We start from the raw sequence: 25,142 nt of genomic DNA, 5'->3' as shown, positions 1-25,142 counted from the left end.
TCCAGCGCCGATGGTACTGCACTCGACAGGGTGTGGGAGAGTAGGACACCGCCGAACACACATTCCTGAAGGCCCCCACCAGCAATGGTGGGGGCCTTCAGTGCATTCCCGGAACAATGTCCGGCCAGACGAACACGCACTACCGTCATGATGATCGCGTCGACCCGAGGTCGGGCAGCATCGCCGGCGGGCAGTTCCGTTATACGCCCGCCGGACTTTCGGCAGACCGCTCGAGCGGGCCGATTCTCTGGCGTATGACGGGAGTTACGGGACGCGGCGCCACACGCCGATAGGGGGGCGGGAGGGTGTCCCCGCGCGTCCCGCGCTGGTTCGCCGACTGACTAGGCCAACGAGATCCGCCGGGGGTCTTCGATGTGTCGGGGCGGTGTCGCCGCCGGCGGTGCCATCGCTAGGGTGTTACGCGTGCGTCTTGTGATTGCTCGTTGCCAGGTCGATTATGTCGGCCGCCTGACCGCCCATCTGCCGTTCGCCCGCCGGTTGCTGCTGATCAAATCCGATGGGTCGGTGAGCGTTCACGCGGATGACCGCGCGTACAAGCCACTGAACTGGATGAGCCCGCCGTGCTGGCTGGTCGAGGACGACTCGATGTGGGTGGTGACCAACAAGAACGGCGAGGAACTGCGCATCACCATCGATTCCATCGAGCACGACTCCTCGCACGAGCTGGGCGTCGATCCGGGCTTGGTGAAAGACGGTGTCGAGGCGCACCTGCAGGAGTTGTTGGCCGAGCATGTGCAGACCTTGGGCGAGGGCTACACACTCGTGCGGCGCGAGTATCCGACGGCGATCGGTCCGGTGGACCTACTGTGCCGCGACGCGGACGGTGCCAGCGTGGCGGTGGAGATCAAGCGGCGGGGCGAGATCGACGGTGTGGAGCAGCTGACGCGCTATCTCGAGTTGCTCAACCGCGACCCCCTGCTGGCGCCGGTACGGGGAGTGTTCGCCGCCCAGCAGATCAAGCCCCAGGCGAAGACGCTGGCCACCGATCGCGGAATCCGTTGCCTCACGCTCGACTACGACGTGCTACGCGGAACGGACAGCAGCGAGTATCGCCTGTTCTGATCCTGTCCCGGGGTCGGGCTAGACTCGGCCCATGCCGCGTCGAAACCAGCACCGCAACGCGAGAGCTGGTCGGCCGCAGGTCACCGAGCGCGCGACGCTCGGTGACGCGTTTGCCCGACGGGAGGCCGGACCCCGTGGCGGGGAGATGTTCAGCGTGCGCAACATTCCGGCCTCGCGCGCGCTCAAGACCTATCGATGCCCGGGCTGCGACCACGAGATCGGCCCCGGGACTGCGCACGTGGTGGCGTGGCCGGATCGGGACGCGGGCGGGCCCGACGAGCGCCGGCACTGGCATACCGGGTGCTGGTCGGGCCGCGCGTCGAGGAGCATCACCCGGCGCTGGTCCTGATCGTGGTCAGGATTTGGCGCCGTTCCTGACGGGATCCGGCTTCTTCGCCTGCGCGACGTCGTCGGGCTTTGCCGTGTCCTTCTCGGGCTGTCCCGCCTTGGGCGCGTCTTTCGGACCCCTACCCCGCGCGTCGGGGGTGGTGGCCGACTGATCAGTGGGCTTCTTGGCCGCCGGGTCCCCTGAGAAGTCGTTCGTATTCCAGTCGAAGTCACTCTCGTCGATGAGCGGTTCGTTCATGACGGCCGCGTGCATCGCCGGGATCGACTCGAGCTGACCGCTGACGGTGAGGAGTTGCTCGAGCACCCGCTGACGCAGCTTGCGGATCTCCTCGTGATCGCGACGCGCACGCGCGATGCGCTTGCGGGACTCGTCGGTGGCCTCGCGGACACGACGTGCCGCTTCGGCTGCACTGGTACGCGCGACCTCCTCGGAGGCGGCGGTCGTGGACTTGCGGAGTTCCGCCATCTCCCGTTCGGTCTGCTCGCGCGCCTGAACCCGCCGTGTCTCGGCCTCGGCGTCGAGTCGGCGCCGGTCGGATTCGGCCTCGTCGTGCATGCGCGTGACCTGGGAGCGGGCGAGCTCCATCGTCTTCTCGTGCTCTTGCTCGAGGGTCGCCCGTCGCTCCGCGAGTTCGTCGAGCTTTGTCCGGTGCCGGGCGCGGAGTTCCTCGGCGTTCTGCTCGGCCACCGAGAGCACCTCAGCGGCCTCGGTTTCGGCGCGTGCACGCATCTCGGACGCCTCGTCGGACGCGAGTCGCAGCATGCGCGAGATGCGGTCGCTCATCCCCTCTGCGGTGGTCGGCGGGACCGAGAGCCGGTCGATCTCCCGGCGCAGTTCGTCGATCTCGTCGCGAGCGCCGTCGAGCTGCTCGGCGAGGTCGTTGGCCTGCGCCGCCGCGGCGTCACGATCGGTTGCGGTCAGTCGCAACTCGGCGTCGAATCGGCGCAGGAAGCTGATGACCTGATCGCGGTCGTAGCCCTTGCGAACGATCTCGAAGGGCACGTTGAACGCGTGCGGGTCGTGCGGGGTAGCCATGGCAGTAAATCTACCTCTGTGATCACGGGACGCGGCGCCCGGTAAGTCGGTGGGGGAACTCGTCATGAAGTCGTTATTTCAGTTTGCCTCGACAGTTGCCCCGCGGGGGTGCACTCTGGGATTTGTCACAAGCAAGACTTTGGCGTCCGACAGCCTTGTCGAGCGCGAAAACGGTGAACGGCCGACGGTCCGCGATAGTGTGGGGACGACTATCGCGACCCGGTCAGAGGGAGTCTGTCATGGCAGGTAATCGCAATGTTGCGGAGATCAGTCGCGACGCCATCGTGGTGGCGATCGGAGTGGCGCTGGTACTGGCGACCATCTGGCTTCCGGCGAACGGCGACCAGGAGGTCACCGGTGCGGTGCTCATCCTGGGCATGCTGGCCGCCGGATGTGGCCTGTGGGCGATGGGCGGCGCCTCGAGACCGAGTCACTGGATGCACCTGATCATCGGTGTGATCCTGGTTGTCGCCCCGCTGATCCTCGCATTCCCGCGCGGCGTCCAGTCCGCCGACATCATGGTTGTGGTCGGCGGCGCGATCATTGCGGTGATCGGTGTCGTGGGCGTACTGGCGAGTCGGTCGAAAGCGCCGACTCGGCTGACCGCGGGCCCCCGCCAGCAACAGATCTGACGGGGTCCCGGCAGACGGTCGATCAGTGGTGGCCGTCTGCCGCCGGCTCGACCAGCTCGATCAGCACGCCGCCTCCGTCCTTCGGGTGCACGAAGTTGATCCGGGAGTCGGCAGTGCCGCGGCGGGGTGTGTCGTAGAGCAGACGCACGCCCTTGGCGCGGAGCTGCGCGGACACTGCGTCGATGTCGGTGACCCGGTAGGCGAGCTGCTGCAGCCCGGGGCCCGACCGGTCGATGAACTTCGCGATGGTGGAGTTTTCGTCGATGGGGGCCAGCAACTGCACGGCGGCGTGCGTGTCGGTGGCGCCGCGCGGCAGCATCATCGCCTCCCGCACGCCTTGTTCGGGGTTGGTCTCCTCGTGGGTCATCACCATGTCCAGGTGCTCGGTGTACCAGGCGATGGCGACGTCGAGGTCCGGAACCGCGATGCCGACGTGGTCGATGGCGGTGACCAGCTGGCCGGTCGGCGAGGTGGCCCCGGTGGATGACGAGGCAGATGAAGAGGTCATGGCCTCGACGGTATCCTGAGCACCGACGAGCGAGTGATCGGCGCCCTGGTTCCCGAATTGCCGTCATGGCCGGTCGGTGACCGCCGGGGCGCCCGACCACGCGGTCGCACGATCGAGATCCCGCACCATCATCGGAGGCAACTGTGACCAGTTCAGTGATCATCGCCGGAGCACGCACCCCGGTGGGCCGTCTGCTCGGTTCGCTGAAGGGGTTTTCCGGGTCCGACCTCGGCGGCATCGCGATCAAGGGTGCGCTGGAGAAGTCCGGCGTGGCGCCCGAGCAGGTCGAGTACGTGATCATGGGCCAGGTGCTGACCGCGGGTGCGGGGCAGATGCCCGCACGTCAGGCGGCGGTGGCGGCCGGCATTCCGATGGATGTGCCGGCGTTGACCGTGAACAAGGTGTGTCTGTCCGGTATCGACGCGATCGCGCTGGCGGACCAGCTGATCCGGGCCGGCGAGTTCGATGTCGTCGTCGCCGGGGGCCAGGAATCGATGACCCAGGCGCCGCATCTGCTGGCAAAGAGCCGTGAGGGCTTCAAGTTCGGGGACGTCGCACTGCGCGACCACATGGATCTCGACGGGTTGCAGGACGTGTTCACCGAGCAGGCGATGGGCCTGTTGACGGAGCAGCGCAACGACCAGGACCCGATCGCGCGCGAGGACATGGACGCGTTCGCGGCGGCCTCGCACCAGAATGCTGCCCGGGCGTGGAAGGACGGGCTCTTCGACGACGAGGTCGTGCCGGTGACGATCCCGCAGCGCAAGGGCGATCCGGTCGTGGTGAAGCAGGACGAGGGCGTCCGCGCCGACACCACCGTCGAGTCGCTGGCAGGTCTGCGACCGGCGTTCCGCAAGGACGGTGTGATCACCGCGGCGACTGCGTCGCAGATCTCCGACGGTGCGGCCGCGGTCGTGGTCATGAGCAAGGCGAAGGCCGAGGAGCTCGGCCTGGCATGGATCGCAGAGATCGGTGCGCACGGTGTCGTGGCGGGTCCGGACTCCACCCTGCAGTCGCAGCCGGCCCGGGCGATCGTGAAGGCCTGTGGCCGCGAGGGCATCGATCCGAAGGACCTCGACCTCGTCGAGATCAACGAGGCGTTCGCGGCGGTGGGCATCGCCTCGACGCGGGAGCTGGGCATCGACCCTGCCAAGGTGAACGTCAACGGCGGCGCGATTGCGATCGGCCACCCGCTCGGTATGTCCGGCGCGCGGATCCTGCTGCACCTGGTGCTCGAGCTCGGCCGCCGCGGTGGCGGCGTGGGGGCGGCGGCGCTGTGCGGCGGCGGCGGCCAGGGCGATGCGCTGATCGTGCGGGTCCCGGCCGCGAACTAGGGACCGACGCGGGGGTCTGCCGCCATCCACTACGGTGCGTCGTAGATCACACCGTGTGCACGGTGCAGGTCCGGCACAATGGAGCGCATGGCTAACATCTTCGACCTGTCCACGCCCGCGAAGCGGTTCCGCGCGATCGCGTTCTGGGAGGCCGTCACCTGGGCGGCGTTGCTGGTGGGGATGTTCTTCAAGTGGGTGCTGGGACACGACGAGGCGATCAAGATCCCCGGTATGGTGCACGGCATCACCGGCTTCACGTTGTTCGTACTGGTGGCGCTCGCGACCTCGCGCGCACTCAAGTGGGATGGCCGTACGACCCTGCTGGCGCTGGTCTCGAGCGTCCCGCCGTTCGGCACGGTCGTGTTCGAGCGCTGGGCCGCGCGTACCGGTCGCCTCGGCGAGCTGTCCCGCCCGGGTACCGCCACCACGGCGGTCTCGGCGCCGGGACTCTCGGAAGCCTGACGTTCGACGAACCACACGACCCCGGCGGCGCGCACGCGCTGCCGGGGTCGTCGGCGTCTGGTGACTGCTGCAGCCATCTGCGGCGCGACAGGGGTTGTGTTCACCGCTTCTGCGGAGTGGGGTGGGGACATGATCGTCGCATTCAGTGTCAGCCCGTCCACGTCGGACGACACCGGGGGTGTCGGGGAGGCGGTGGCGGCCGCGGTCCGGGTCGTGCGGGAGTCGGGGTTGCCGAACGAGACCAACTCGATGTTCACCTGCATCGAGGGGGAGTGGGACGCGGTCATGGACGTCGTCAAACGGGCGGTGGCCGTGGTGGCGGACGCCTCGCCACGCACCAGCCTGGTGCTCAAGGCCGACATCCGCCCTGGCCACACCGGTCAGTTGGCCGCCAAGGTCGAGCGGGTCGAACGATTGCTGGGCGACGCGGGGTGAGCCGCTGCACTGCCGGAGGCTGTCGTGAAAGACTGGTGGCGTGACCCGACCAGGACCCCGCTCGAATCCCGCCCCCTCCGCTCGCGTCGCCGCCGCGATGTCCGGCGCCGTGGACCTGTCCGGCCTGGCCGACCGCCCGGCCCCGGCGGCTCCCTCGCCGGCTGCGCCGTCGCCGGAGGACTCCGCCCCGGCGCTGCAGCCAGTGATCGACGTGACCGAGGAGACCTTCGAGACCGAGGTGCTGCAGCGCTCCGAACAGGTTCCGGTGGTCGTCGATTTGTGGGCCACCTGGTGCGGGCCGTGCAAGCAACTCTCGCCGGTGCTCGAGCGACTGGCCGCCGAAGGCAACGGCAGTTGGGTGCTGGCGAAGGTCGACGTGGACGCCAACCCGCGGATCGCCCAGGCGTTCGGCGTGCAGTCGGTACCGACCGTGGTCGCCATCGCGGCCGGCCGACCCCTCGCGGATTTTCAAGGTGTGCAGCCGGAGCCCCAATTGCGCCAGTGGATCGATGCGATCCTGCAGGCCGTTGACGGCAAGCTCAGTGGTCCTCCGGTGGCCGTCTCCACCCCGGAGCCCGAGCGCGACCCGCGTCTCGTGGCCGCCGAGGATCTGCTCGACGCCGGTGATCTGGACGGCGCGATGACGCAGTACCACGAGATTCTCGAGGTCGAGCCCAAGCACACGGAGGCCGCTGCGGCGTTGCGGCAGTTGCAGTTCCTGGCCCGCGCACAGCAGTCGGGCCCGGACGCCGTCCCCACCGCCGACGCGAACCCGGCGGATGTCCCCGCGCAGCTGGCTGCCGCCGACGTCGAGTTGCTCGCTCAGCAGCCCGAGGTGGCGTTCGACCGGTTGATCGCGACCGTCAAGCGGACCGCGGGTGACGATCGCACCGCGGCGCGCACGCGCCTGCTCGAGCTGTTCGAGCTGTTCGATCCGGCGGAGTCGTTCGTGGTCAGTGCCCGGCGCAAGCTGGCCAGCGCCCTGTACTGAGCGAGGTGCACTGACGTCGCGGCCCCCTCGCCGTCAGCGGTAGCGGTGCTCGCAGAGCGTGCGGCCGCCGAGCACCCCGGCGCGGAACGCGTCCACGCGGGAGAACCCGCTGGGCACGCTGCGCCCGTCGACATCGGCCGCGGCGAGTCCGTCCGAGAGCAACTCCGACACCGCTTCGTCGAGGTCGCCGGGCGACAGCTGCAGTCCGTCGGGGCTCGTGGCGGTCGCCCCGGCCCACGCGCCGCTCAGGCAGGCGCCGCGCACCGCGGCCTCCGCGCCGGTGATCGCCGCGCCGCCCTGCCGTTGCACGGCGATCGCGAAGCGCGATGCGACCAGGAGGAAGGCGCTGAAATCGCCCTGGACGTGGGTCGGGAACTCGTCAGCCCGGTCGGTGACGGCTCCGCGCGCGGCCAACGCCGGCAGGTCGACCGACACGGTGTTCGTGGCCGGACAGTACGACGCGGGGCTGGTCGACTGTGCGTCGACGCAGTGACTGTCGATCCCGCGTAGGTCGAGCTTCGGCCGGTCGCGCAGCGTGAACACCTGCTGCAGCGAGGCCATCACCGCGTCCAGCGACTTCGCGTCGACCGGCAGTTCCCGGCCGTCCCGTCCCGTGACGGTGAATGGCTGAGGCAGGTCGTCCTGGCGCTGGTCGATGTCGTCGGCATCGATCCTCGTGCACCGGTCGGGTCCGCTGGTGAAGCCGAACTGGAAGGCGGTGACCCGGTCGAAGGCCGAGCCGTGTGCACTGGCCATCGTGGTGTGTTCGTTGTCGCGGGTGCTGATCATCGCGGCGAGCACGCGGCTCAGTCCGTCGGAAGTGTTCATGGTGAAGTGCCGGGACCCGCCCTCGGCGACCGACCGCATGAATGCCCCCGCATAGCAGTCCGCCTGCTGCTCGAGCACGATCGTGGGGGCTGACGCCGCGACCGACCGCGAGCGCATCTGCACGGCATGCCCGTACTCGTGGGCGAGGATCACCACGACGGCCAGGGGGCCGAAGGCGCGTTCGACGGTAGGCATCAGCGTGCCGCGGTCCCACCCCATGGCGTCGTCCTCACGGCAGTAGCCCGCGTTGACGAGATGCTCGGTCGGGTCGCCGCAGAAGGTTAGGTCGCCGGCGCGGCGCGAGTCCCAGGACTCGAACTTCTCGACGGGGTGGAACTGCCGGTGAAAGGTCTTCGGATACTGAGTCTTCCAGTAGTCGGCGATGTCGGAGAGGGCATTCGCGGCAAGACGGTCGACCGGGTCGGATGTGCCGCCGGTGATCGGCAACCGGGCATCGGGCACACCGGGCCGCGCGCCGCTGGGGCCGTCGGTGGCGGGGAGACCGGCGACGGTGTACGGATCGTGGTAGATCGACACCGCCCTCCCGCTCAGCGTCGTGCTGCAACCTGCGAGCACGGCCAGGACCAGCGCGAGCACGGGCGTCGCGACCGCGCGGCGAAAGTGGGTGGGCGCCGACGTCACCTCGTCCTCCCTCGCCTGCGGTGGTCTGGCTGGTAGTGCACCGTACTACTCGCGTCGAACCAGGAAGATGGCACCGTGTGCGGGCAGCACGACGGCCGCGGATGCCGGCCGACCGTGCCAGGGGATCGTCTCGGCCTCGACGCCGCCGAAGTTGCCGTGCCCGCCGCCGCAGTACACCCCGGCGTCGGTGTTGAGCACCTCGTCCCACCGCCCCGGCTCGGGCAGCCCCACCCGGTGGTCGCGGTGGACGCGGCCCGAGAAGTTGAACAGGCAGGCGACCACCGAGCCGTCCGTCGCGTACCGCAGGAAGCCGAGCACGTTGTTCGCGGTGTCGTTGGCGTCGATCCAGGCGAACCCGCCCGGCGAATCGTCCAGCGACCACAGCGCCGGGCGGGAGCGGTAGACCCTGTTGAGGTCGCCGACCAGTGTCTGCACGCCGCGATGGAGCGGATCGTCGAGGTCGCCCCAGTCGAGCCCATGCTGTTCGGACCACTCGGCGACCTGCCCGTACTCCTGCCCCATGAACAGCAACTGCTTGCCGGGGTGCGCCCACATGAAGGCGAACAGTCCGCGCAGCTGTGCGGCCTTGACCGCCGGTTCTCCGGGCAGCCGGGTCCACAGCGATCCCTTGCCGTGCACGACCTCGTCGTGGCTGATGGGAAGCAAGAAGTACTCGGTCCACGCGTACATCAGCGAGAAGGTGATCTCGTGATGGTGGAAGGTGCGGTGGACCGGATCGCGGCCGAGATAGCCGAGCAGGTCGTGCATCCAGCCCATGTTCCACTTCATCGTGAAGCCGAGGCCGCCGAGCGTCGTCGGTCGCGTCACCCCGGGCCAGGTCGTCGACTCCTCGGCGATGGTGACGACGCCGCGGTGGTTACGGTGCACCGCCTCGTTGAGCTCCCGCAGGAAGGTCACCGCCTCGAGGTTCTCGCGACCCCCGTGGACGTTGGGCTCCCACTCGCCCGGCACCCTGCCGTAGTCGAGGTAGAGCATCGAGGCCACCGCGTCGACCCGCAGGCCGTCGACGTGGAACTCCTCGAGCCAGAACAGTGCCGAGGCGACGAGGAAGTTGCGGACCTGCGGTCGGCCGTAGTCGAAGACGTACGTGCCCCATTCGTTCTGTTCGCCGCGTCGCGGATCGGCGTGCTCGTAGAGGGGCGCTCCGTCGAAACGCCCGAGCGCCCAGTCGTCCTTGGGGAAGTGCCCCGGCACCCAGTCGAGCAGCACGCCGATGCCGGCGCGATGCAGCCGGTCGACGAACGCGCGGAAGTCGTCGGGGCCGCCGAACCGTGAGGTCGGCGCGTAGTACGAGGTGACCTGATAGCCCCACGAACCGCCGTAGGGATGTTCGGTGACCGGCAGGAGCTCGACGTGGGTGAACCCGGTCTGCCGTACGTGCTCGACGAGCTGCTCGGCAGCCTCGGCATAGGACAATCCGGGACGCCACGACCCCAGGTGCACCTCGTAGATGCTCATCGGCTGTTGCAGCGGGTCCGCGGACGCCCGCCGGGCAAGCCACTCGTCGTCGCGCCAGAGATGGCCGGAGCGCCATACCCGCGAGGCGGTCGCGGGCGGGACCTCGGTGGACGCGGCGAACGGGTCCGCCTTGTCGAGCACGCTGCCGTCGCGGCAGTGGATGCGGTACTTGTACAGCTCGCCCGGCCCGATGTCGGGGATGAACACCTCCCAGATCCCGCTGGACCCGAGGGCACGCATGGGGAAGCTGTGCCCGCTCCACCCGTCGAGGTCGCCGATCACGCTCACTGCGTCGGCGCGCGGCGCCCACACCGCGAACGAGGTGCCGCACACCTCGCCGGCGGGGGTCTGCAGATTGCGGGGATGCGCACCGAGGACTTCCCACAACCGCTCGTGCCGGCCCTCGCCGAACAGGTGCAGGTCCAGCTCGCCGAGCGTGGACGGGAAGCAGTACCCGTCCGCGACGACGCGGGTGCGGTCGGGCGGATAGCTCACGACGAGGCGGTGGTCGGGCAGACCGTGGACCGGGACCAGCCCACCGAACAGCCCGTCGCCGAAGTCGGTCAGCGGATGGTCGATGCCTGCGATCCGCACGCTGACCGCGGTGGCGGTCGGCCGCAGCGTCCGGATCACGGTGCCGCAGGGATGCGGGTGCGCGCCCAGCACGGCGTGCGGGTCGCGGTGGGTGCCGTGGACCAGCCGGGTGCGGTCGGCGGGATGGAAGGCGCCGGGATCCGCAATGCCGGGATCCGTAGGGCCGGCATCTGCGGCCCCGGGAGACAGGGACGGCCGACCGGTCACGCGCCCACCCCGATCTGCTCCGCCCCACTCGACTCGATGCCCACCGACAGTAGACGACCGCCGGACCGCGACGCGCCGCGGTGAGACCGGCGACACCCCGCGGGCGGCTCTGCGTCAAGATGGAACGCGTGCGCGAACCAGACCCGGACCTGCTGATCGATCTGACCGATGTTGACCTGCGACGGGAGGGGAAGACGCTCGTCGGCCCCGTCACCTGGCAGGTCGAACTCGACGAACGCTGGGTGGTGCTCGGACCCAACGGCGCCGGCAAGACCTCGCTGATGCGGCTTGCCGCGGCGCAGGAGTACCCGAGCTCCGGGACCGCCCACATCCTCGGTGAGGTGATGGGCCGGGTGGACGTGAGCGAGCTGCGTCCGCGGATCGGACTTTCCTCGTCGGCGTTGGCGAGCCGGATCCCGGCTGACGAACTGGTCGGCGACCTGGTGGTCTCGGCCGGCTACGCGGTGCTCGGGCGGTGGCGCGAGCAGTACGACGCGATGGACACCGAACGGGCCGCGGAGCTGCTCGAGAGCCTCGGTGCCGACCACCTGCGCGACCGGACCTACGGCACCCTCTCGGAGGGCGAGCGTAAGCGGGTGCTGATCGCGCGGGCCCTGATGACCGACCCCGAGCTGTTGCTGCTCGACGAGCCGGCGGCCGGTCTGGATCTCGGCGGCCGCGAGGAACTCGTCGCGCGGCTGTCGACCTTGGCCGCGGACCCCGATGCGCCGGCGATCGTGCTGATCACCCACCACGTCGAGGAGATCCCGCCGGGGTTCACGCACGCGATGCTCCTCAAGGAGGGTGGCGTGGTCGCGCAGGGTCTGATCGACGACGTCATCACCGCGCCGAACCTGTCGGAGACCTTCAGCCAGTCGATCACCCTCGACCACGTCGACGGTAGGTACTTCGCCCGGCGAACGTTTTCGCCCGGACGGCACCGCCAGCACGCCTACGAGCAGTAGCGTTGCGGCCATGAGCAGACCGATCGGTGGAACCTTCACCCCGCACGAGGCCGTCGCACCCAAGGACGCGGCCACCGTCATCCTGCTGCGCGACGGGGACCGAGGACTCGAGGTGTTCCTGGTCCGCAGGGTGGGCGCGATGGCCTTCGCCGGCGGCATGACGGTCTTCCCCGGCGGCGGTGTCGACCCGCAGGACGACGACCCCGACGTGCAGTGGTCCGGTCCGGCGCCGCAGTGGTGGGCCGACCGGCTGGGCACCGACGAACCGCGGGCGCGGCGGCTGGTCTGCGCGGCGGCACGCGAGACCTTCGAGGAGTGCGGCGTGCTGCTGGCGGGCCGCGCCGCCGCCGCGGTGGTCGCCGACACCCGAGCGCTCGACGCGGACCGCCGGGCGCTGGAGGCGCACGAACTGACCTTCAGCGCCTTCCTGCGTCGTGAGCAACTGGTGCTCGCGGCGGACCGCCTTCGGCCGTGGTCGCACTGGATCACGCCGGTCGGGGAGTCCCGCCGCTACGACACCCGGTTCTTCGTCGCGGCGCTCCCCGAGGGACAGCAGGCCGACGGTGCGACCTCCGAGGCGGAGGAGGTCAGCTGGGCGACGCCCGCCGACGCGCTCGCACAGTGGCGCGAGGGCCGTTTCATGCTGCTGCCGCCCACCTGGGCGCAGCTCGAGATGCTCGTCGGGTTCGCCGACGTGGCCGCGGTGATGGCCGCCAGGCCGGCGATCGCACCCGTCCAGCCGGTTCTGGTGCAGGTCGCCGAGCGGTGGCGCGTCGAGTTCGACGGGGCCGAGCGGTACTACGCCGACCTGCCCCGGTGACTCGCGTCGGTGCGGCGAGATCGGGCGCCGGCTACCGGTTGGTACTAGAACACGTGTCACCGGGTAGCCTGCGCGTATGGCTGAGTTCGTGACTCTCGAGGTTTCCGACGGCATCGGCACCATCCGCCTGGACCGACCGCCGATGAACGCACTGAATCGACAGGTGCAGGAGGAGATCCGGGCCGCCGCCCGCGAGGCCACCGTGCGCGCCGACGTCAAAGCGGTGATCGTCTACGGCGGCGAGAAGGTCTTCGCCGCGGGTGCGGACATCAAGGAGATGGCCGACCTGAGCGTCGCGGAGATGACCGACATCATCGGCGACCTTCAGTCGGCTCTCGGGTCGATCTCGGAGATCCCCAAACCGACGGTCGCCGCGATCACCGGCTACGCGCTCGGCGGGGGCCTCGAGGTGGCACTGAGCGCCGATCGCCGGATCGTCGGCGACAACGCGAAGCTCGGCGTCCCGGAGATCCTGCTCGGCATCATCCCGGGCGGTGGCGGCACCCAGCGGCTGGCCCGTCTGGTCGGCCCCTCGCGCGCGAAGGACATGGTGTTCACCGGCCGGTTCGTCGGCGCCGACGAGGCACTGGCCATCGGACTGGTCGATCAGGTGGTCGCGCCGGACGAGGTCTACAACGCGGCGCGCGCGTGGGCGGCGCAGTTCGTCGGCGGCGCCTGCCGGGCGCTCGCCGCGGCGAAGGCAGCCATCGACGAGGGCCTGGACACCGACCTCGGTGGCGGCCTGAAGATCGAGCAGCACCTGTTCGCGGCGCTGTTCGCCACCGAAGACCAGAAGATCGGCATGGCATCGTTCATCGAGAACGGTCCCGGCAAAGCACAGTTCACCGGCAAGTGACCACTTCACACAAGGACCCCGACATCCGTCATGACTGCTAGCACCCCCAGCGCCACCAACGATCCCGCGCCGAACCCGCACGCCACCGCCGAGCAGGTCGAGGCCGCGCTGCACGACACCAAGCTCGCCCAGGTGCTCTACCACGACTGGGAGGCGGAGACCTACGACGACAAGTGGTCGATCTCCTACGACGAGCGTTGCATCGACTACGCCCGCGGACGGTTCGACGCGGTCGCCGGTGACCAGCCGTTGCCGTACGAGCGGGCGCTCGAGCTCGGCTGCGGCACGGGCTTCTTCCTGCTGAACCTCATGCAGTCCGGCGTCGCGAAGAAGGGCTCCGTCACCGACCTGTCCCCGGGCATGGTCAAGGTCGCACTGCGCAACGCCGAGGGGCTCGGCCTCGACGTCGACGGCCGGGTGGCGGACGCCGAGACCATTCCCTACGAGGACAACACCTTCGACCTGGTCGTCGGTCACGCGGTACTGCACCACATCCCGGATGTCGAGCAGTCGCTGCGCGAGGTGATCCGGGTGCTCAAGCCGGGCGGACGCTTCGTGTTCGCCGGCGAGCCGACCACGGTCGGCGATTTCTACGCCCGCTGGCTGTCCCGCTCCACCTGGTACCTGACCACCAACGTCACCAAGTTCGGTCCGCTCAGCGGCTGGCGCCGGCCGCAGTCCGAACTCGACGAGTCCTCCCGCGCCGCCGCGCTCGAGGCCGTGGTGGACATCCACACCTTCGATCCGGCGGACCTCGAGAAGATGGCGCGCTCGGCAGGCGCCGTGCAGGTGCACGCCGCCAGCGAGGAGTTCGCCGCCGCCATGCTCGGCTGGCCCGTGCGCACCTTCGAGGCCGCCGTGCCCGAGGGCAAGCTCGGCTGGAACTGGGCGCGGTTCGCGTTCGGCGGCTGGAAGACCCTGAGCTGGCTCGACGAGAACGTGATGAAGCACGTGGTCCCGCGCGGATTCTTCTACAACGCGATGATCACCGGCGTGAAGCCCGGCGCCTGACCCGAACCGGCATCTCCCCGTGGGTTATTCCTTCGGCAGCGGCGACGTCGCCTTCCTCCGGTCCGCCGTGGGGACGGCGGCGCTCGCCGAGGTCGCCGATCTGGAACTGAGTACGCGCACGCGCCTGGCCGACGTGGCCACGGTGCGTGCGCGTTTCGGTGAGCGCGGGGCCGCGCTGATCGAGACGGTGCTGCTGCGCCGCCGCGCCGTCGGCAAGCTCACCGATCCTGGGCGCTGGCTGCTCACCGACGAGGCCCTGCAGCAGGCGACCCCGACCGCGGTGGCGTGCCACCGCGCGGACCGGTTGGCGGGGCGGTCCGTACACGACGTGACCTGCTCGGTCGGCGCCGAGCTCGACGCGCTCACCGCCACCTGCCCGCAGGTGCTCGGCAGCGACCTGGACCCGGTCCGTCTGGACATGGCGCGGACGAATGTGCCCGCGGCCGCGGTGTTCCGGGCCGACGCGCTGACGTCGACCAGCCGGGGCACGGTGGTGCTGGCCGACCCGGCCCGGCGCTCGGGCGGGACCCGGCGGTTCGACCCTGCTGCGTTGATGCCGCCGCTGCCGGACCTGCTCGCCGTCCACCGCGGTCGCGACCTCGCCGTCAAGTGCGCGCCCGGACTGGACTTCGACCGCCTGGATTGGGCCGGCGAGGTGGAATTGGTGTCGCTCGACGGCCGGGTCCGCGAGGCGTGCCTGTGGTCGGAGGGGCTGGCCGGGACCGGCGTGCGGCGGCGGGCGACGGTGCTGCGGACCGACGGCCGGCTCGAGGCGGTCACTGATGCGTTACCCGACGACCTACCCGAACGCGAACCCGGGCAGTGGCTGATCGACCCGGACGGCGCGATCGTGCGGGCCGGGCTCGTTCGGCACTACGGTGCGGCGCACGGGCTGTGGCAGCTCGATCCGCGGATCGCCTACCTGACCGGCGACGAGGTGCCCGAGGGGGTGCGCGGGTTCCGGATCCTCGAGCGGCTCAAGTACTCGGAGAAGGCGCTGCGCCAGGAACTGGTGCGCCACGACTGCGGGATCCTGGAGATCCTGGTGCGCGGGCTGGACGTGGATCCGGACGCGCTGCGCCGCCGGATGAAGCTGCGCGGATCGAGCGCCCTGTCGGTCGTGCTGACCCGGATCGGGCGCACCCCGACCGCATTCATCTGCCGCGTGTGAGTTGCGGGGTCCGCACCCCGCAACTCACACAAGGGTCACTTGAAGGCGAACAACTCGCCGATCCTGGTGGGGGCCAGGACGATGCCGTCGTGTGAGATCGAGACCCCGGCGCCGAACCCCTGGGCGCCCGGGAGCACCTTCTGGTCGAGTGTCTTGCCGCTGCCGGTGTCGAAGGTGGTCAGCGCGATGCCGTCGGCGCCGCTGCGGGTCAGCACGTAGCCGACCCCGCCGCCGGCCTGCGAGGCGGGCCCGACGGCGATCAGGTCCTTGCGCTCCCAGGCCACCTCGACGCGGCCGCCCTTGTCGCGCAGCGCGATCAGCGGGCCTTGCTCGGCCGGGGCCGGGATGATCAATCCGTCCGGGGACACCGACACGCTGCGCGCGACCGGCGGGGTCAGCTGATGGCTCCAGCGGGACCGTCCGGTCGCCGCGTCGACCGCCCACAGGCCACCCTGACGGTCGACCTCGTAGACGGTCTTGCCGTCCGCCGACAGCGCCGGGGCCGAGTTCGCCCCGCCGGGCAGGCTGTCGTCGGTCCACAGGCGTCGCAACACCGGGGTGCCGTCGGTGTTCGGCTGCGGACCGTAGGACATCGCGATCAGCGAGGCGGTGAACGATCCGGGTGTCCAGAACGTCAGGTACACATGGCCGTTCGACTCGTCGACGGCGGGAGGATTCGCTGCCACGCAGAGTGGTCCCGCGTCCTGGCACTGGTCCAGGCCCCAGTCGCCGGGTGACGTCTCGGTGCCCGGCACCAGCTCGACCGAGGCGATGATCTTGGCCCCCGTCTGCGGGTTGAGCACGCTGAGCTGACCGAGTTGGGTCAGCACCAGCAGGTTGCCGTCGGGCAGGAACTGCATGCCGATCGGGGTGCCGGCGACCGGTGTGCGCCAGCGCGTCTGGCCGAAGGTGTTGAACGAGAACATGGCGCCGACACCGCCGAAGTAGGTGTTGTCGTTGCGGTCGACCAACGGGGTGCTGATCGCACCGCGGAAATCGAGTGGGTTGCACCAGTTCTTACGACCGGCCTCGTCGTCGAACGAGAAGACGGTGCACCCGGAGGCGGTTCGCGCCACCGCGATCACCTGGTTCTCGGGGCCGGTGGTCACGGATTGCGGAATGACCCCGCCGAGCGGGCGCGACCAGATGGGGGCCGGCGCCCGCGGCCCCTCCACGGTCACCGACCGCGAGTTGTGTGCGTCGGCGAACGCCGCCGACCAACCGGCGGAGTTCATCCGGGCCGGGGCCTCGGACCCGCAACCACCGACGAGGAGCGCGGCGGAGACCGCCGCCATGACGGTTACGGCCGACCGGTGGACACGTCGCATTGACACTCCTCGAATGGATTTGCTCGGCCACGAGGGTAGCGCGAGCGGACCACGCGACCGCGCAGCCCGGCCCGGCACGTAGGCTGACGGGCTATGACGAGCATGTGGGGCGCGCCGATGCGCACGCGGTGGCGGGGATCCCGGCTGCACGACGACCAGCAGGCACGCTTTCTGACGCGGGATTCGCTGCGCTGGGTGCTGGCGAACAAGGCATACACGCCGTGGTACCTCGTCCGCTACTACCGTCTGGCCAAGTTCCGCATGGCGAACCCGCACGTGATCCTGCGCGGAATGGTGTTCCTGGGCAAGAACGTCGAGGTGCACTCGACCCCTGGGCTGTCCCGGTTGGAGATCGGCAAGTGGGTGCACATCGGCGACGGCAACGCCATCCGCTGCCACGAGGGTTCGCTGCGCATCGGCGACAAGGTCGTCTTCGGCAAGGACAACGTCGTCAACACCTACCTGGACATCGAGATCGGCGCGTCGACGCTGGTCGCGGACTGGTGCTACATCTGCGATTTCGACCATCGCACCGAGGACGTCACCCTGCCGATCAAGGACCAGGGCATCGTGAAGGGCCCGGTCCGGATCGGACCCGACACCTGGATCGCCGCGAAGGTGACGGTGTTGCGCGACACCAAGGTCGGGCGCGGGTGCGTGCTCGGCGCGCACGCGGTGGTCAAGGGGGAGATCCCCGACTACAGCATCGCGGTCGGCGCCCCGGCCCGAGCGGTGAAGAACCGCAAGGCGGACTGGGAGGCCGGCGCGGAGGATCGCGCGAAGTACGTCGCCGCCCTCGAGGACATCGCGCGCAAGAAGCTCGTGGGGCGGGAGACCGCCGGAGCCTGAGCGGCCCCGGGCGGTCCCGGCTCAGCGCCCGGGCAGCGGATGCTGGACGATCACAGGCCGGGCCAGCGGCGTACGCATGCGGCGCTTGGCGCTGCGGTAGACGTCCGCGGTCGCCGATGCGACCTGATGCCAGTCGAAGTCGTCGGTGAGCCGTTGCCTGGCGGCCTCCGCCATCGTCTGCGCGGCTCGTGGGTCGTCGAGCGCCCGGCAGACGGCGGCGGCCAGTCCGGCCACGTCGCCCGGCTCGAACGAACTGCCGGTGACGCCGTCGACGACGGCCTCGCCGAGCCCACCTGCCGTCGACGCGACCAGCGGCGTACCCGCGGCGGCGGCCTCGAGGGCGACGATTCCGAACGGCTCGTACCTGCTGGGCAGCACGATCGCGTCGGCACCGTGCAACCATCCGAGCAACCGGTCGTGGTCGAGTCGGCCCAGGAAGGTGACCGAGCGGGCCACCCGTCCTGCGCGTGCCTGCTCGACCAGCCACTCCTGCTGCGTGCCCTCACCGGCGACCGCCAGCGTGGTCCCCGGATGGGTGCGCCGGATCTTCGGGAGCGCGGCGATCGCGTCCTGCACGCCCTTCTCGTACTCGAGCCGGCCCACGTAGAGCAGCCGCGGCGGCCCGCCGCGGGGTGCGCGGGGACGGAAGCTCCACGTGGTGACGTCGATGCCGTTGCGGATCACCGTGATCGGTTCGAGGTCCGGACCGAACAGCTGGCCCACCTCGTCGGCCATCGAGGCCGAGCAGGTGATCAGCGAGTCGGATTCGTTCGCCAGCCACCACTCCACCGAGTGCACCTGGCGGTTGATCCGGCTGGACACCCAGCCGCTGTGCCGGCCCGCCTCGGTGGCGTGGATGGTGCTGACCAGCGGCACGTCGAAGTGCTCGGCCAGTGCGATCGCCGGGTGGGCGACCAGCCAGTCGTGCGCGTGCACGACGTCCGGCCGCCACGCCGCGTGCGGGCCGTGTCCGCGGTCCAGCGCCAGCCCCGCGCGGATCATGCCGTGGCCCATGGCCAGCGTCCAGGCCATCATGTCCTCGCCGAACACGAGGTGCGGCGGGTCCTCGGCGACCGCGATCACCCGGACGCCCTCGACCTCGTGGTCCACGGTGGGATGACTGTGCGCGTCGGTGCCGGACGGCCGGCGGGACAGCACCACGACGTCGTGCCCGTCGGCGGCGAGCTGCGTGGACAGGTGATGTACGTGCCGGCCGAGCCCGCCGACGACCACCGGCGGGTACTCCCACGACACCATCAGGATCTTCATGCCCGCGCCCCCGCCTGCGCGGCCTGTTCGCGGACGCCCTCGTCCCAACCGCGCGGGGGCAGCCGGCGCGCGTCGAGTCCGGGGAACAGTCCGTCCGCGGCCAGCCAGCCGAGGGCCAGGCGCCGGGCCCGGTCGGTGTGGCCGGCGGCCGACGCGGCCTCGATCTCACGCATCGCGTGGGCATGTTTGTGCGCGCGGTCGCGGGCGTACGCGGCCGCGGTGTCCTTGCTGACCATGAACGCCCAGTCGCTGGCCACGGCCATCAGCGCCTCGCGCAGGATCTGGTCGTTGGTGATGTCGCGCACCGCGCGGCGTTCACCGGCGCGGGACTTGTCGACGCCGTCCAGTGCGGTCGCGACGACCTCGGAGTTCAGCTGGACCAGATCCGCGACCTGGTCACCGGCCCACACCCGCCAGTCCTTGCCCGACCCCCACGACGACGCGGGCAGGTCCACCGGCTCACCGACATAGCCCTCGCGCCGCGCGTCGGCGAGGGTGCCGACCCGGATCCCGGCCTGGGGCAGCGCGCGCAGCACCTTCTCGAGCCACTGCGGGCCCTCGTGCCACCAGTGTCCGAACAGTTCGGTGTCGAACGCGGCCACCACCAGCGCGTCGCGCCCGATGCGGGCGGACTCGCTGCGCAGTCGCTCGCGCACCACCTCGACGAAGTCGGCGACGTGCCGGTCGACGGCCGCGGCGGCCTTGTCCGGGTCGTACGGGGCCTTGTCCGGCGACGCGACCGTGCGGCCGGTGACCCGGGCCGGCTTGAGGCCGGTGTCGTGGTCGTAGGTGTGGAAGTCGCGGTAGGCGCCGTCGCCGGGGTAGCCGGACTTCGGCGACCACACCCGGTAACTGACCTGCAGATCGCGGCCGAAGGCGACGACGTCGGTGTCGCCGACCGGCCGGCCGAGCGAGGTGTCGCCGTGCAGCGACGGGCCGTCGACCATGAAGTGACTCACGCCGGCGGCGGCGTAGCCGTGCTCCATGCCGGGGGTGAAGGCGCACTCCGGCGCCCAGATCCCGGGCGGCCGGTGGCCCCAGCGCATCTTCGCGTCGGCCAGGCCCTCGCGCAGCGAGAAGCCGCGCAGCCGCGGATCGAGCAGCGGCTGGAACGGGTGGGCCAGCGGGCCACCCAGCAGTTCGATGGCCCCGCCCTCGATCAGTGGACGCAGTACGGGGGAGGCGCCGTGGCGCCAGTGCCGCTCGAATTCGTCGAGCGCGGCGGCCGCATAGCGGTGTTCTCGCCAGCCCAGCTCGTGCAGCGCCTCGGTGCTGCTCGCGGTGCCGGGGGCGCCCGCGCCCAGCGGGATCAGGGCGGCCTCGTGTGCGCGCAACTGCCAGTTGCCGAGCCAGTGGTGCATGCCGGCGAGGCAGTGCGGATCGTCGAGTTGGGCCGCCAGGACGGGGGTGATGCCGAGGGTCAGCATCCCCGTCCGGCCCTCGGCGGAAAGCCGGCGCAGCGCGGCGACGACCGGCAGGTAGGACGCCGCCCAGGACTGGTAGAGCCATTCCTCGCCGACGGGCCAGCGGCCGTGGTTCGCCAGCCACGGAAGATGGCTGTGCAGGACGAGCGCGAACATGCCCGGCTCGGTCGGCCGGGCGTCGGGCGCGGTCGAGCTCATCGTTTCACCGCGATCGCCACGAGGTCGAGGCTGTCGTCGATCGGCGCGTCGGCGCGGTCGGCGTCGGCGAGCAGGAAGTCGTCGACCCGGATGGCTGCGACGTCGTCGAACAGTTCGGCGGGCCACGGGATCCCGGCGATGGAGCGGTCCAGCTGCGCGTCGATGATCGAGCCGCCGTGCTTCGCGTCGAGCTCACGCAGCCGCGGGCCGTGGTGCACGCCGATCATCGCGTCGACGGCGAAGCCGGACCCCTCGAGCAGTTCGGTCATCTCGGCGGCGGACAGTTCCCGGGTGTGGAACGGGTTGAGCGGGGTGTCGCGGCCGGGGGAGAAGGTGATCCGATTCGGCGTGCTGATGAGCAACTCGCCGCCGGGGCGCAGCACCCGGAAACACTCGTCGAGGAACTGGCTCTGGTCCCACAGGTGCTCGATCACCTGGAAGTTGACGACCACGTCGACCGAGGCGTCGGACAACGGGAGCGTGGCGAGGTTGCCGCGTAGGACCGAGACCTCGGGGTACCGGCGTGCGACGTGCGCGGCGGCGGAGGCGTCGTAGTCCAGGCCGATCACCTTGGCGGCGGAGCGGGAGATCAGGTCCGCGCCGTAACCCTCGCCGAAGCCCGCGTCGAGAACGGTCTTGTCGGTGCAGTGGGTCACCAGGTCGAGGTAGACGACCTAGTGCCGACGGAACCAGTAGTTCTCCTCGGGAATGCCGGGTACGGTGCGCTCACCGGTGATCGGGAGCGTTTCGGTTTGCGCGGGGGTGGCCGGCGACACGGGCGGAGCGGAGTTCGGCGCCGCGGGTGTCGGCGTCACAGAGGTATCTGTCACCGTGTGCACGGTAATGCGTCTCCCGTTCGGTGGGCGAAGGTGGTCGAGGTCACAAGCCGGACGGGCCGCTGCGACGAGTGAATCCAGCGTAAGGGCTTGCGGATATGTTACTCATGGGTAACATTGGCGCGGGGGTCGCATTCCCTCGGACCCCCGCCATGCGTTAGAACTAGCTCTGACGGAAAAGCGCCGGGCTGCCGACGGCGCGATCTCGAGAGCAGCCGGTCTCGAGAGCGGCTCAGGAGCAACCGCACACATCACAGGAGGTCGAAGAAGACCCATGACGAACATTGTCGTACTGATCAAGCAGGTGCCCGACACCTGGTCCGAACGGAAGCTGACCGACGGCGACTTCACGCTCGACCGCGAGGCCGCCGACGCGGTGCTCGACGAGATCAACGAGCGTGCGGTCGAGGAAGCCCTCCTGATCAAGGAGGCCAACGGAGGCGAGGTGACCGTGCTCTCCGCCGGTCCCGAGCGTGCCACCGAGGCGATCCGCAAGGCGCTGTCGATGGGTGCGGACAAGGCCGTGCACCTGCAGGACGACGCGCTGCACGGCTCGGACGCCATCCAGACCGGCTGGGCGCTGGCCGCCGCGATCGGCCAGATCGAGGGCGCCGAGCTCATCATCGCCGGCAACGAGGCCACCGACGGCCGCACCGGCGCGGTCCCCGCGATCATCGCCGAGTACCTGGGCATCCCGCAGCTGACCCACCTGCGCAAGCTGACCCTCGACGGCGACACCATCACCGGTGAGCGCGAGACCGACGAGGGCACCTTCAGCCTCGAGGCGTCGCTGCCGGCCATCGTCAGCGTCACCGAGAAGATCAACGAGCCCCGCTTCCCCTCCTTCAAGGGCATCATGGCCGCGAAGAAGAAGGAAGTTCAGGTGCTGAGCCTGGCCGACATCGGTGTCGACCCGGAGACCGTCGGCGTGGCGAACGCCGGCACCACGGTCCTCGCGTCCACCCCGAAGCCCCCGCGCACTGCCGGCGAGAAGGTCGACAACGAGAACAGCGACGGCGGACAGAAGATCGCCTCGTACCTCATCGGTCAGAAGATCATCTGATCCGGCCCCTCGAGACCAGAACCAGAACAGGAGAAGCAGGCAAATGGCAGAGGTATTTGTGCTCGTCGAGCACGCCGAGGGTGCGCTGAAGAAGGTCAGCACCGAATTGCTCACGGCCGCACGCGCTCTCGGTGAGCCCGCCGCCGTCGTCGCCGGCCCGGCCGGCACCGCCGCGGCGCTGGCCGATGCGCTGGCCGCCGCCGGCGCCGAGAAGATCTACGCCGCCGAGTCGGACGTCGTCGACGGCTACCTGGTCACCCCCAAGGTCGACGTGCTCGCCGGCCTCGTTGAGTCGGCCTCCCCGGCCGCGGTGATCATCGCCGCGGGCGTCGAGGGCAAGGAGGTTGCGGGCCGCCTGGCCGCGCGCATCGGCTCCGGGCTGCTCGGCGACGTCGTCGAGGTCAACGGCGACGGCACCGTCGTGCACTCGATCTTCGGTGGCGCGTTCACCGTTCAGGCCAAGGCCAACGGCGACGTCCCGGTCATCACCGTGCGTCCGGGCGCCGTCGAGGCGGCCCCGCAGGCCGGCGCCGGCACCCAGGTCGCGGTCGAGGTCGCGGAGCCGGAGAACGGCGTCAAGGTCACGGCCCGCCACCCGATCGTCGGCGGCGACCGCCCCGAGCTCACAGAGGCGTCGATCGTCGTCTCCGGTGGCCGCGGCGTCGCCTCGGCGGAGAACTTCGAGAAGGTCATCGAGCCGCTCGCCGACGCGTTCGGTGCCGCCGTCGGCGCCTCGCGTGCTGCGGTGGACTCGGGCTACTACCCGGGCCAGTTCCAGGTCGGCCAGACCGGCAAGACGGTCTCGCCGCAGTTGTACGTGGCGCTGGGCATCTCCGGTGCGATCCAGCACCGCGCCGGCATGCAGACCTCGAAGACCATCGTCGCCGTGAACAAGGACGAAGAGGCCCCGATCTTCGAGATCGCGGACTTCGGCGTCGTCGGCGACCTGTTCGACGTGGCCCCGCAGCTGACCGAGGCGGTCAAGGCCCACAAGGGCTGATCGACCCGTTCGACCCGCGACCCCGCTCCCGGACATCGGGAGCGGGGTCGCGGGCGTTCACCGAGCCTGCACATCGCCGACACCTCGATGTCAGGGTCCGGTGAGGTGGCCGGGATACACCTGTGGCCATGACCACAGCCTGTGTCGGTTCCCCTTCCGCCGCCTCGGCCACTGCCGGGCGCTACAGCGTCGTCCTGACCCGGGATCGCGCGGACATCGAAGCGGCACAACGACTTCGCTACCAGGTGTTCTCTACCGAACCGGGGTTCACGCTCGGCGCGTTCGCGGCGGCGATCGAGCGCGACGTCGACCGGTTCGACACGTTCTGCGACCACATCCTCGTGCGTGACCGCGTCACCGGAGATGCGGTCGGCTGCTACCGGTTGCTGCCGCCGGAGGGCGCGCGTGCGCTCGGCGGGCCCTACACGGCAACGGAATTCGACCTCGACGCGCTGGCGCCGATCCTGCCCGGCGCGGTCGAACTGGGCCGGGCCTGCGTGCACCCGGACCACCGGTCGGGCGCGGTGAGCGCACTGCTGTGGTCGGGCATCCTGCGGTACCTGAGCATGACCGACCACAGCTGGCTGGTCGGCTGCGTGTCGGTGCCGATGCGGTCGACCCCGGGCGAGCGGCCCGGGGCGAACGTCCGCGCCGTCCGTGATGTGGTCAGCTCCCGCTACGCGCACGACCCCCGCTGGCAGGTCCGACCCCACCGCCCGGTGCGGGTGGACGGCCGCGGCCTCGACGAGATCGAGCCCGCCGCGCGGGCCGTGCTCCCGCCGTTGCTGCGGGCCTATCTGCGGATCGGCGCACGGGTGTGCGGCGAGCCTGCCCACGACCCCGAGTTCGGGGTGGCCGACTTCGTGGTGCTGCTCGGGGCGCACCACGCGGACCAGCGCTACCTGGACCGCTTCCTCGCCGCGACCGGTGCCGCGTGAGCCACGCCTGGCTGCCCAGCAGCGGCTGCGGCGCCGGGTGCGTGCCGACGCTGCGCCGGGGCAGCGGTGCGGTCCGCGCGATCGTCCGCGCGGTGGCGGTGGCGGTCACCCTGTCGGCGCTCCCGCTGGTACTCGTCCCCGCGAGGGTCTGCGCGAGCGCCCGGGCGCGGCTGTGGCGCGGCTATGCCCGCGCACTCTTGCGTGCCTTCGGACTGCGCCTGCGGATCCGCGACGACCGCGGCACGGCGGCCGGGGGAGCGTCGCTGCTGGTCGCCGGGCACGTGTCCTGGGCCGACGTGCTGGCGGTGAGCGCGGTGTGCCCGGTCTCCTTCGTGGCGCGGGCCGATCTGATGGGTTGGCCGCTGATCGGGGCGCTGGCGCGCCGCATCCGGGTGATCCCGATCGACCGGGCGGGCCTGCGATCGCTGCCGGCGGTGGTCGACACCGCGGCGGGAGCACTGCGGTCGGGGCGATCGGTCGCGGTGTTCCCGGAGGGGACCACCTGGTGCGGGCTCCGGCACGGCGCATTCGCGCCGGCGCTGTTCCAGGCGGCGGTCGACGCCGGGGTGCCGGTGCAACCGGTCGCGCTGCGGTACGTCGACGACCGGGGCCGGTGCACCACGGTGCCGTGCTTCGTCGGGGACGAGACGATGCCGCGGGCGCTGCTGCGGATGCTGCGGTCCCGGCCGGTCACGGTCGAGGTACGCCTCGCCCCGCCGGTCCAGACGGTCGAGGTGGGACCGGATGACGACGCCACGGCGCCGGGCCGGCGCGGCGACCGCCGCCGCACGCTGGCCGGACGTGTGCAGGACGTGGTGCTGGCCGCGTGAGCGGG

The 25,142-nt window shown here is 70.5% G+C and carries 24 protein-coding genes and 1 pseudogene; 17 read left to right on the top strand and 8 right to left on the bottom strand.

Features of this window, described 5'->3' with window-relative positions; translation table 11 throughout:
• Positions 1-423: 423 nt before the first annotated feature.
• Positions 424-1,083 (top strand): endonuclease NucS, encoded by a 660-nt coding sequence (gene nucS, locus G4X40_RS22190; RefSeq protein WP_277835815.1) that lies wholly within the window; start codon positions 424-426, stop codon positions 1,081-1,083.
• A gap of 31 nt (positions 1,084-1,114) precedes the next feature.
• Complete coding sequence (locus G4X40_RS22185) at positions 1,115-1,432, top strand: ATP/GTP-binding protein (RefSeq protein WP_277835811.1); 318 nt, start codon at positions 1,115-1,117, stop codon at positions 1,430-1,432.
• A gap of 6 nt (positions 1,433-1,438) precedes the next feature.
• Here G4X40_RS22185 and G4X40_RS22180 read toward each other — a convergent pair whose 3' ends face one another.
• Complete coding sequence (locus G4X40_RS22180) at positions 1,439-2,467, bottom strand: coiled-coil domain-containing protein (RefSeq protein WP_277835810.1); 1,029 nt, start codon at positions 2,465-2,467, stop codon at positions 1,439-1,441.
• A 239-nt stretch (positions 2,468-2,706) separates the two neighbouring features.
• Here G4X40_RS22180 and G4X40_RS22175 point away from each other — a divergent pair, with 239 nt between their 5' ends.
• Positions 2,707-3,099, top strand: coding sequence for an SPW repeat domain-containing protein (locus G4X40_RS22175; RefSeq protein ID WP_277835809.1), 393 nt, complete (start codon positions 2,707-2,709; stop codon positions 3,097-3,099).
• A gap of 22 nt (positions 3,100-3,121) precedes the next feature.
• On the opposite strand, the gene mce is transcribed toward G4X40_RS22175, so the two are convergent.
• The gene (gene mce, locus G4X40_RS22170; protein ID WP_277835808.1) at positions 3,122-3,607 is read right to left on the bottom strand and encodes a methylmalonyl-CoA epimerase; all 486 of its coding nucleotides are present in this window, start codon (positions 3,605-3,607) and stop codon (positions 3,122-3,124) included.
• Positions 3,608-3,750: 143 nt separating this feature from the next.
• Here mce and G4X40_RS22165 point away from each other — a divergent pair, with 143 nt between their 5' ends.
• The 4 genes from G4X40_RS22165 to G4X40_RS22150 all read left to right on the top strand — a co-directional run bounded on the left by G4X40_RS22165 (position 3,751) and on the right by G4X40_RS22150 (position 6,829).
• The gene (locus G4X40_RS22165) at positions 3,751-4,941 is read left to right on the top strand and encodes an acetyl-CoA C-acetyltransferase (RefSeq protein ID WP_277835807.1); all 1,191 of its coding nucleotides are present in this window, start codon (positions 3,751-3,753) and stop codon (positions 4,939-4,941) included.
• Positions 4,942-5,028: 87 nt separating this feature from the next.
• Entirely contained in the window at positions 5,029-5,403 is a 375-nt protein-coding gene (locus tag G4X40_RS22160) for a DUF3817 domain-containing protein (RefSeq protein ID WP_277835806.1), read from the top strand.
• Between the two features lie 129 nt (positions 5,404-5,532).
• Positions 5,533-5,838 (top strand): thiamine-binding protein, encoded by a 306-nt coding sequence (locus G4X40_RS22155; RefSeq protein ID WP_277835805.1) that lies wholly within the window; start codon positions 5,533-5,535, stop codon positions 5,836-5,838.
• A 97-nt stretch (positions 5,839-5,935) separates the two neighbouring features.
• Complete coding sequence (locus tag G4X40_RS22150; protein ID WP_277835814.1) at positions 5,936-6,829, top strand: tetratricopeptide repeat protein; 894 nt, start codon at positions 5,936-5,938, stop codon at positions 6,827-6,829.
• A 33-nt stretch (positions 6,830-6,862) separates the two neighbouring features.
• On the opposite strand, the gene G4X40_RS22145 is transcribed toward G4X40_RS22150, so the two are convergent.
• Entirely contained in the window at positions 6,863-8,299 is a 1,437-nt protein-coding gene (locus tag G4X40_RS22145; protein WP_277835804.1) for a neutral zinc metallopeptidase, read from the bottom strand.
• Positions 8,300-8,344: 45 nt separating this feature from the next.
• Complete coding sequence (glgB, locus tag G4X40_RS22140; protein ID WP_277835813.1) at positions 8,345-10,519, bottom strand: 1,4-alpha-glucan branching protein GlgB; 2,175 nt, start codon at positions 10,517-10,519, stop codon at positions 8,345-8,347.
• A 179-nt stretch (positions 10,520-10,698) separates the two neighbouring features.
• Here glgB and G4X40_RS22135 point away from each other — a divergent pair, with 179 nt between their 5' ends.
• The 5 genes from G4X40_RS22135 to G4X40_RS22115 all read left to right on the top strand — a co-directional run bounded on the left by G4X40_RS22135 (position 10,699) and on the right by G4X40_RS22115 (position 15,402).
• Positions 10,699-11,544 (top strand): ABC transporter ATP-binding protein, encoded by an 846-nt coding sequence (locus G4X40_RS22135; RefSeq protein WP_277835803.1) that lies wholly within the window; start codon positions 10,699-10,701, stop codon positions 11,542-11,544.
• A 10-nt stretch (positions 11,545-11,554) separates the two neighbouring features.
• Positions 11,555-12,364, top strand: coding sequence for an NUDIX hydrolase (locus G4X40_RS22130; RefSeq protein ID WP_277835802.1), 810 nt, complete (start codon positions 11,555-11,557; stop codon positions 12,362-12,364).
• A 76-nt stretch (positions 12,365-12,440) separates the two neighbouring features.
• Positions 12,441-13,220: an enoyl-CoA hydratase/isomerase family protein gene (locus G4X40_RS22125; protein ID WP_277835801.1), complete on the top strand. Its 780-nt coding sequence runs from the start codon at positions 12,441-12,443 to the stop codon at positions 13,218-13,220.
• Positions 13,221-13,250: 30 nt separating this feature from the next.
• On the top strand, positions 13,251-14,231 hold the full coding sequence (locus tag G4X40_RS22120; protein WP_277835800.1) for a class I SAM-dependent methyltransferase: 981 nt from the start codon (positions 13,251-13,253) through the stop codon (positions 14,229-14,231).
• A gap of 19 nt (positions 14,232-14,250) precedes the next feature.
• On the top strand, positions 14,251-15,402 hold the full coding sequence (locus G4X40_RS22115; RefSeq protein WP_277835799.1) for a THUMP-like domain-containing protein: 1,152 nt from the start codon (positions 14,251-14,253) through the stop codon (positions 15,400-15,402).
• Positions 15,403-15,437: 35 nt separating this feature from the next.
• On the opposite strand, the gene G4X40_RS22110 is transcribed toward G4X40_RS22115, so the two are convergent.
• Entirely contained in the window at positions 15,438-16,730 is a 1,293-nt protein-coding gene (locus tag G4X40_RS22110) for an outer membrane protein assembly factor BamB family protein (protein ID WP_277835798.1), read from the bottom strand.
• 93 nt (positions 16,731-16,823) lie between these two features.
• Between G4X40_RS22110 and G4X40_RS22105 the strand changes: the two genes are divergently transcribed.
• Positions 16,824-17,579, top strand: a complete 756-nt coding sequence (locus tag G4X40_RS22105) for an acyltransferase (protein WP_277835797.1) — start codon at positions 16,824-16,826, stop codon at positions 17,577-17,579.
• 21 nt (positions 17,580-17,600) lie between these two features.
• Here the strand turns inward: G4X40_RS22105 and G4X40_RS22100 are convergent, their stop codons facing one another.
• From G4X40_RS22100 to G4X40_RS22090, 3 genes and pseudogenes are all read right to left on the bottom strand, one after another.
• Positions 17,601-18,848 carry a glycosyltransferase family 4 protein gene (locus tag G4X40_RS22100; protein ID WP_277835796.1) on the bottom strand — a complete coding sequence of 416 codons (1,248 nt, stop codon included), beginning with the start codon at positions 18,846-18,848 and terminating at the stop codon, positions 17,601-17,603.
• A complete protein-coding gene (locus G4X40_RS22095) occupies positions 18,845-20,470 on the bottom strand; it encodes a glycoside hydrolase family 57 protein (RefSeq protein WP_277835795.1) in 1,626 nt (541 codons plus the stop codon). Before G4X40_RS22095 ends, G4X40_RS22100 begins: the two co-directional genes overlap by 4 nt.
• Positions 20,467-21,246: pseudogene (locus tag G4X40_RS22090) on the bottom strand (class I SAM-dependent methyltransferase). Before G4X40_RS22090 ends, G4X40_RS22095 begins: the two are co-directional and overlap by 4 nt.
• Positions 21,247-21,580: 334 nt before the next feature.
• On the opposite strand from G4X40_RS22090, the gene G4X40_RS22085 reads away from it, so the two are divergent.
• The 4 genes from G4X40_RS22085 (at position 21,581) to G4X40_RS22070 (ending at position 25,137) form a co-directional block, all read left to right on the top strand.
• Positions 21,581-22,369, top strand: a complete 789-nt coding sequence (locus tag G4X40_RS22085; RefSeq protein ID WP_277835794.1) for an electron transfer flavoprotein subunit beta/FixA family protein — start codon at positions 21,581-21,583, stop codon at positions 22,367-22,369.
• A gap of 43 nt (positions 22,370-22,412) precedes the next feature.
• On the top strand, positions 22,413-23,369 hold the full coding sequence (locus G4X40_RS22080; protein WP_277835793.1) for an electron transfer flavoprotein subunit alpha/FixB family protein: 957 nt from the start codon (positions 22,413-22,415) through the stop codon (positions 23,367-23,369).
• A 128-nt stretch (positions 23,370-23,497) separates the two neighbouring features.
• Positions 23,498-24,307: a GNAT family N-acetyltransferase gene (locus G4X40_RS22075; protein ID WP_277835792.1), complete on the top strand. Its 810-nt coding sequence runs from the start codon at positions 23,498-23,500 to the stop codon at positions 24,305-24,307.
• Positions 24,304-25,137 (top strand): lysophospholipid acyltransferase family protein, encoded by an 834-nt coding sequence (locus G4X40_RS22070; RefSeq protein ID WP_277835791.1) that lies wholly within the window; start codon positions 24,304-24,306, stop codon positions 25,135-25,137. The genes G4X40_RS22075 and G4X40_RS22070 overlap by 4 nt, the downstream gene beginning before the upstream one ends.
• Positions 25,138-25,142 lie beyond the last annotated feature (5 nt).

This window comes from Speluncibacter jeojiensis (genome assembly GCF_029589495.1).
GTDB classification, from domain to species: domain Bacteria; phylum Actinomycetota; class Actinomycetes; order Mycobacteriales; family Mycobacteriaceae; genus Speluncibacter; species Speluncibacter jeojiensis.
Note: the sequence above shows the minus strand (reverse complement) of the source record. Positions and strands in the feature narration are given on the sequence as shown.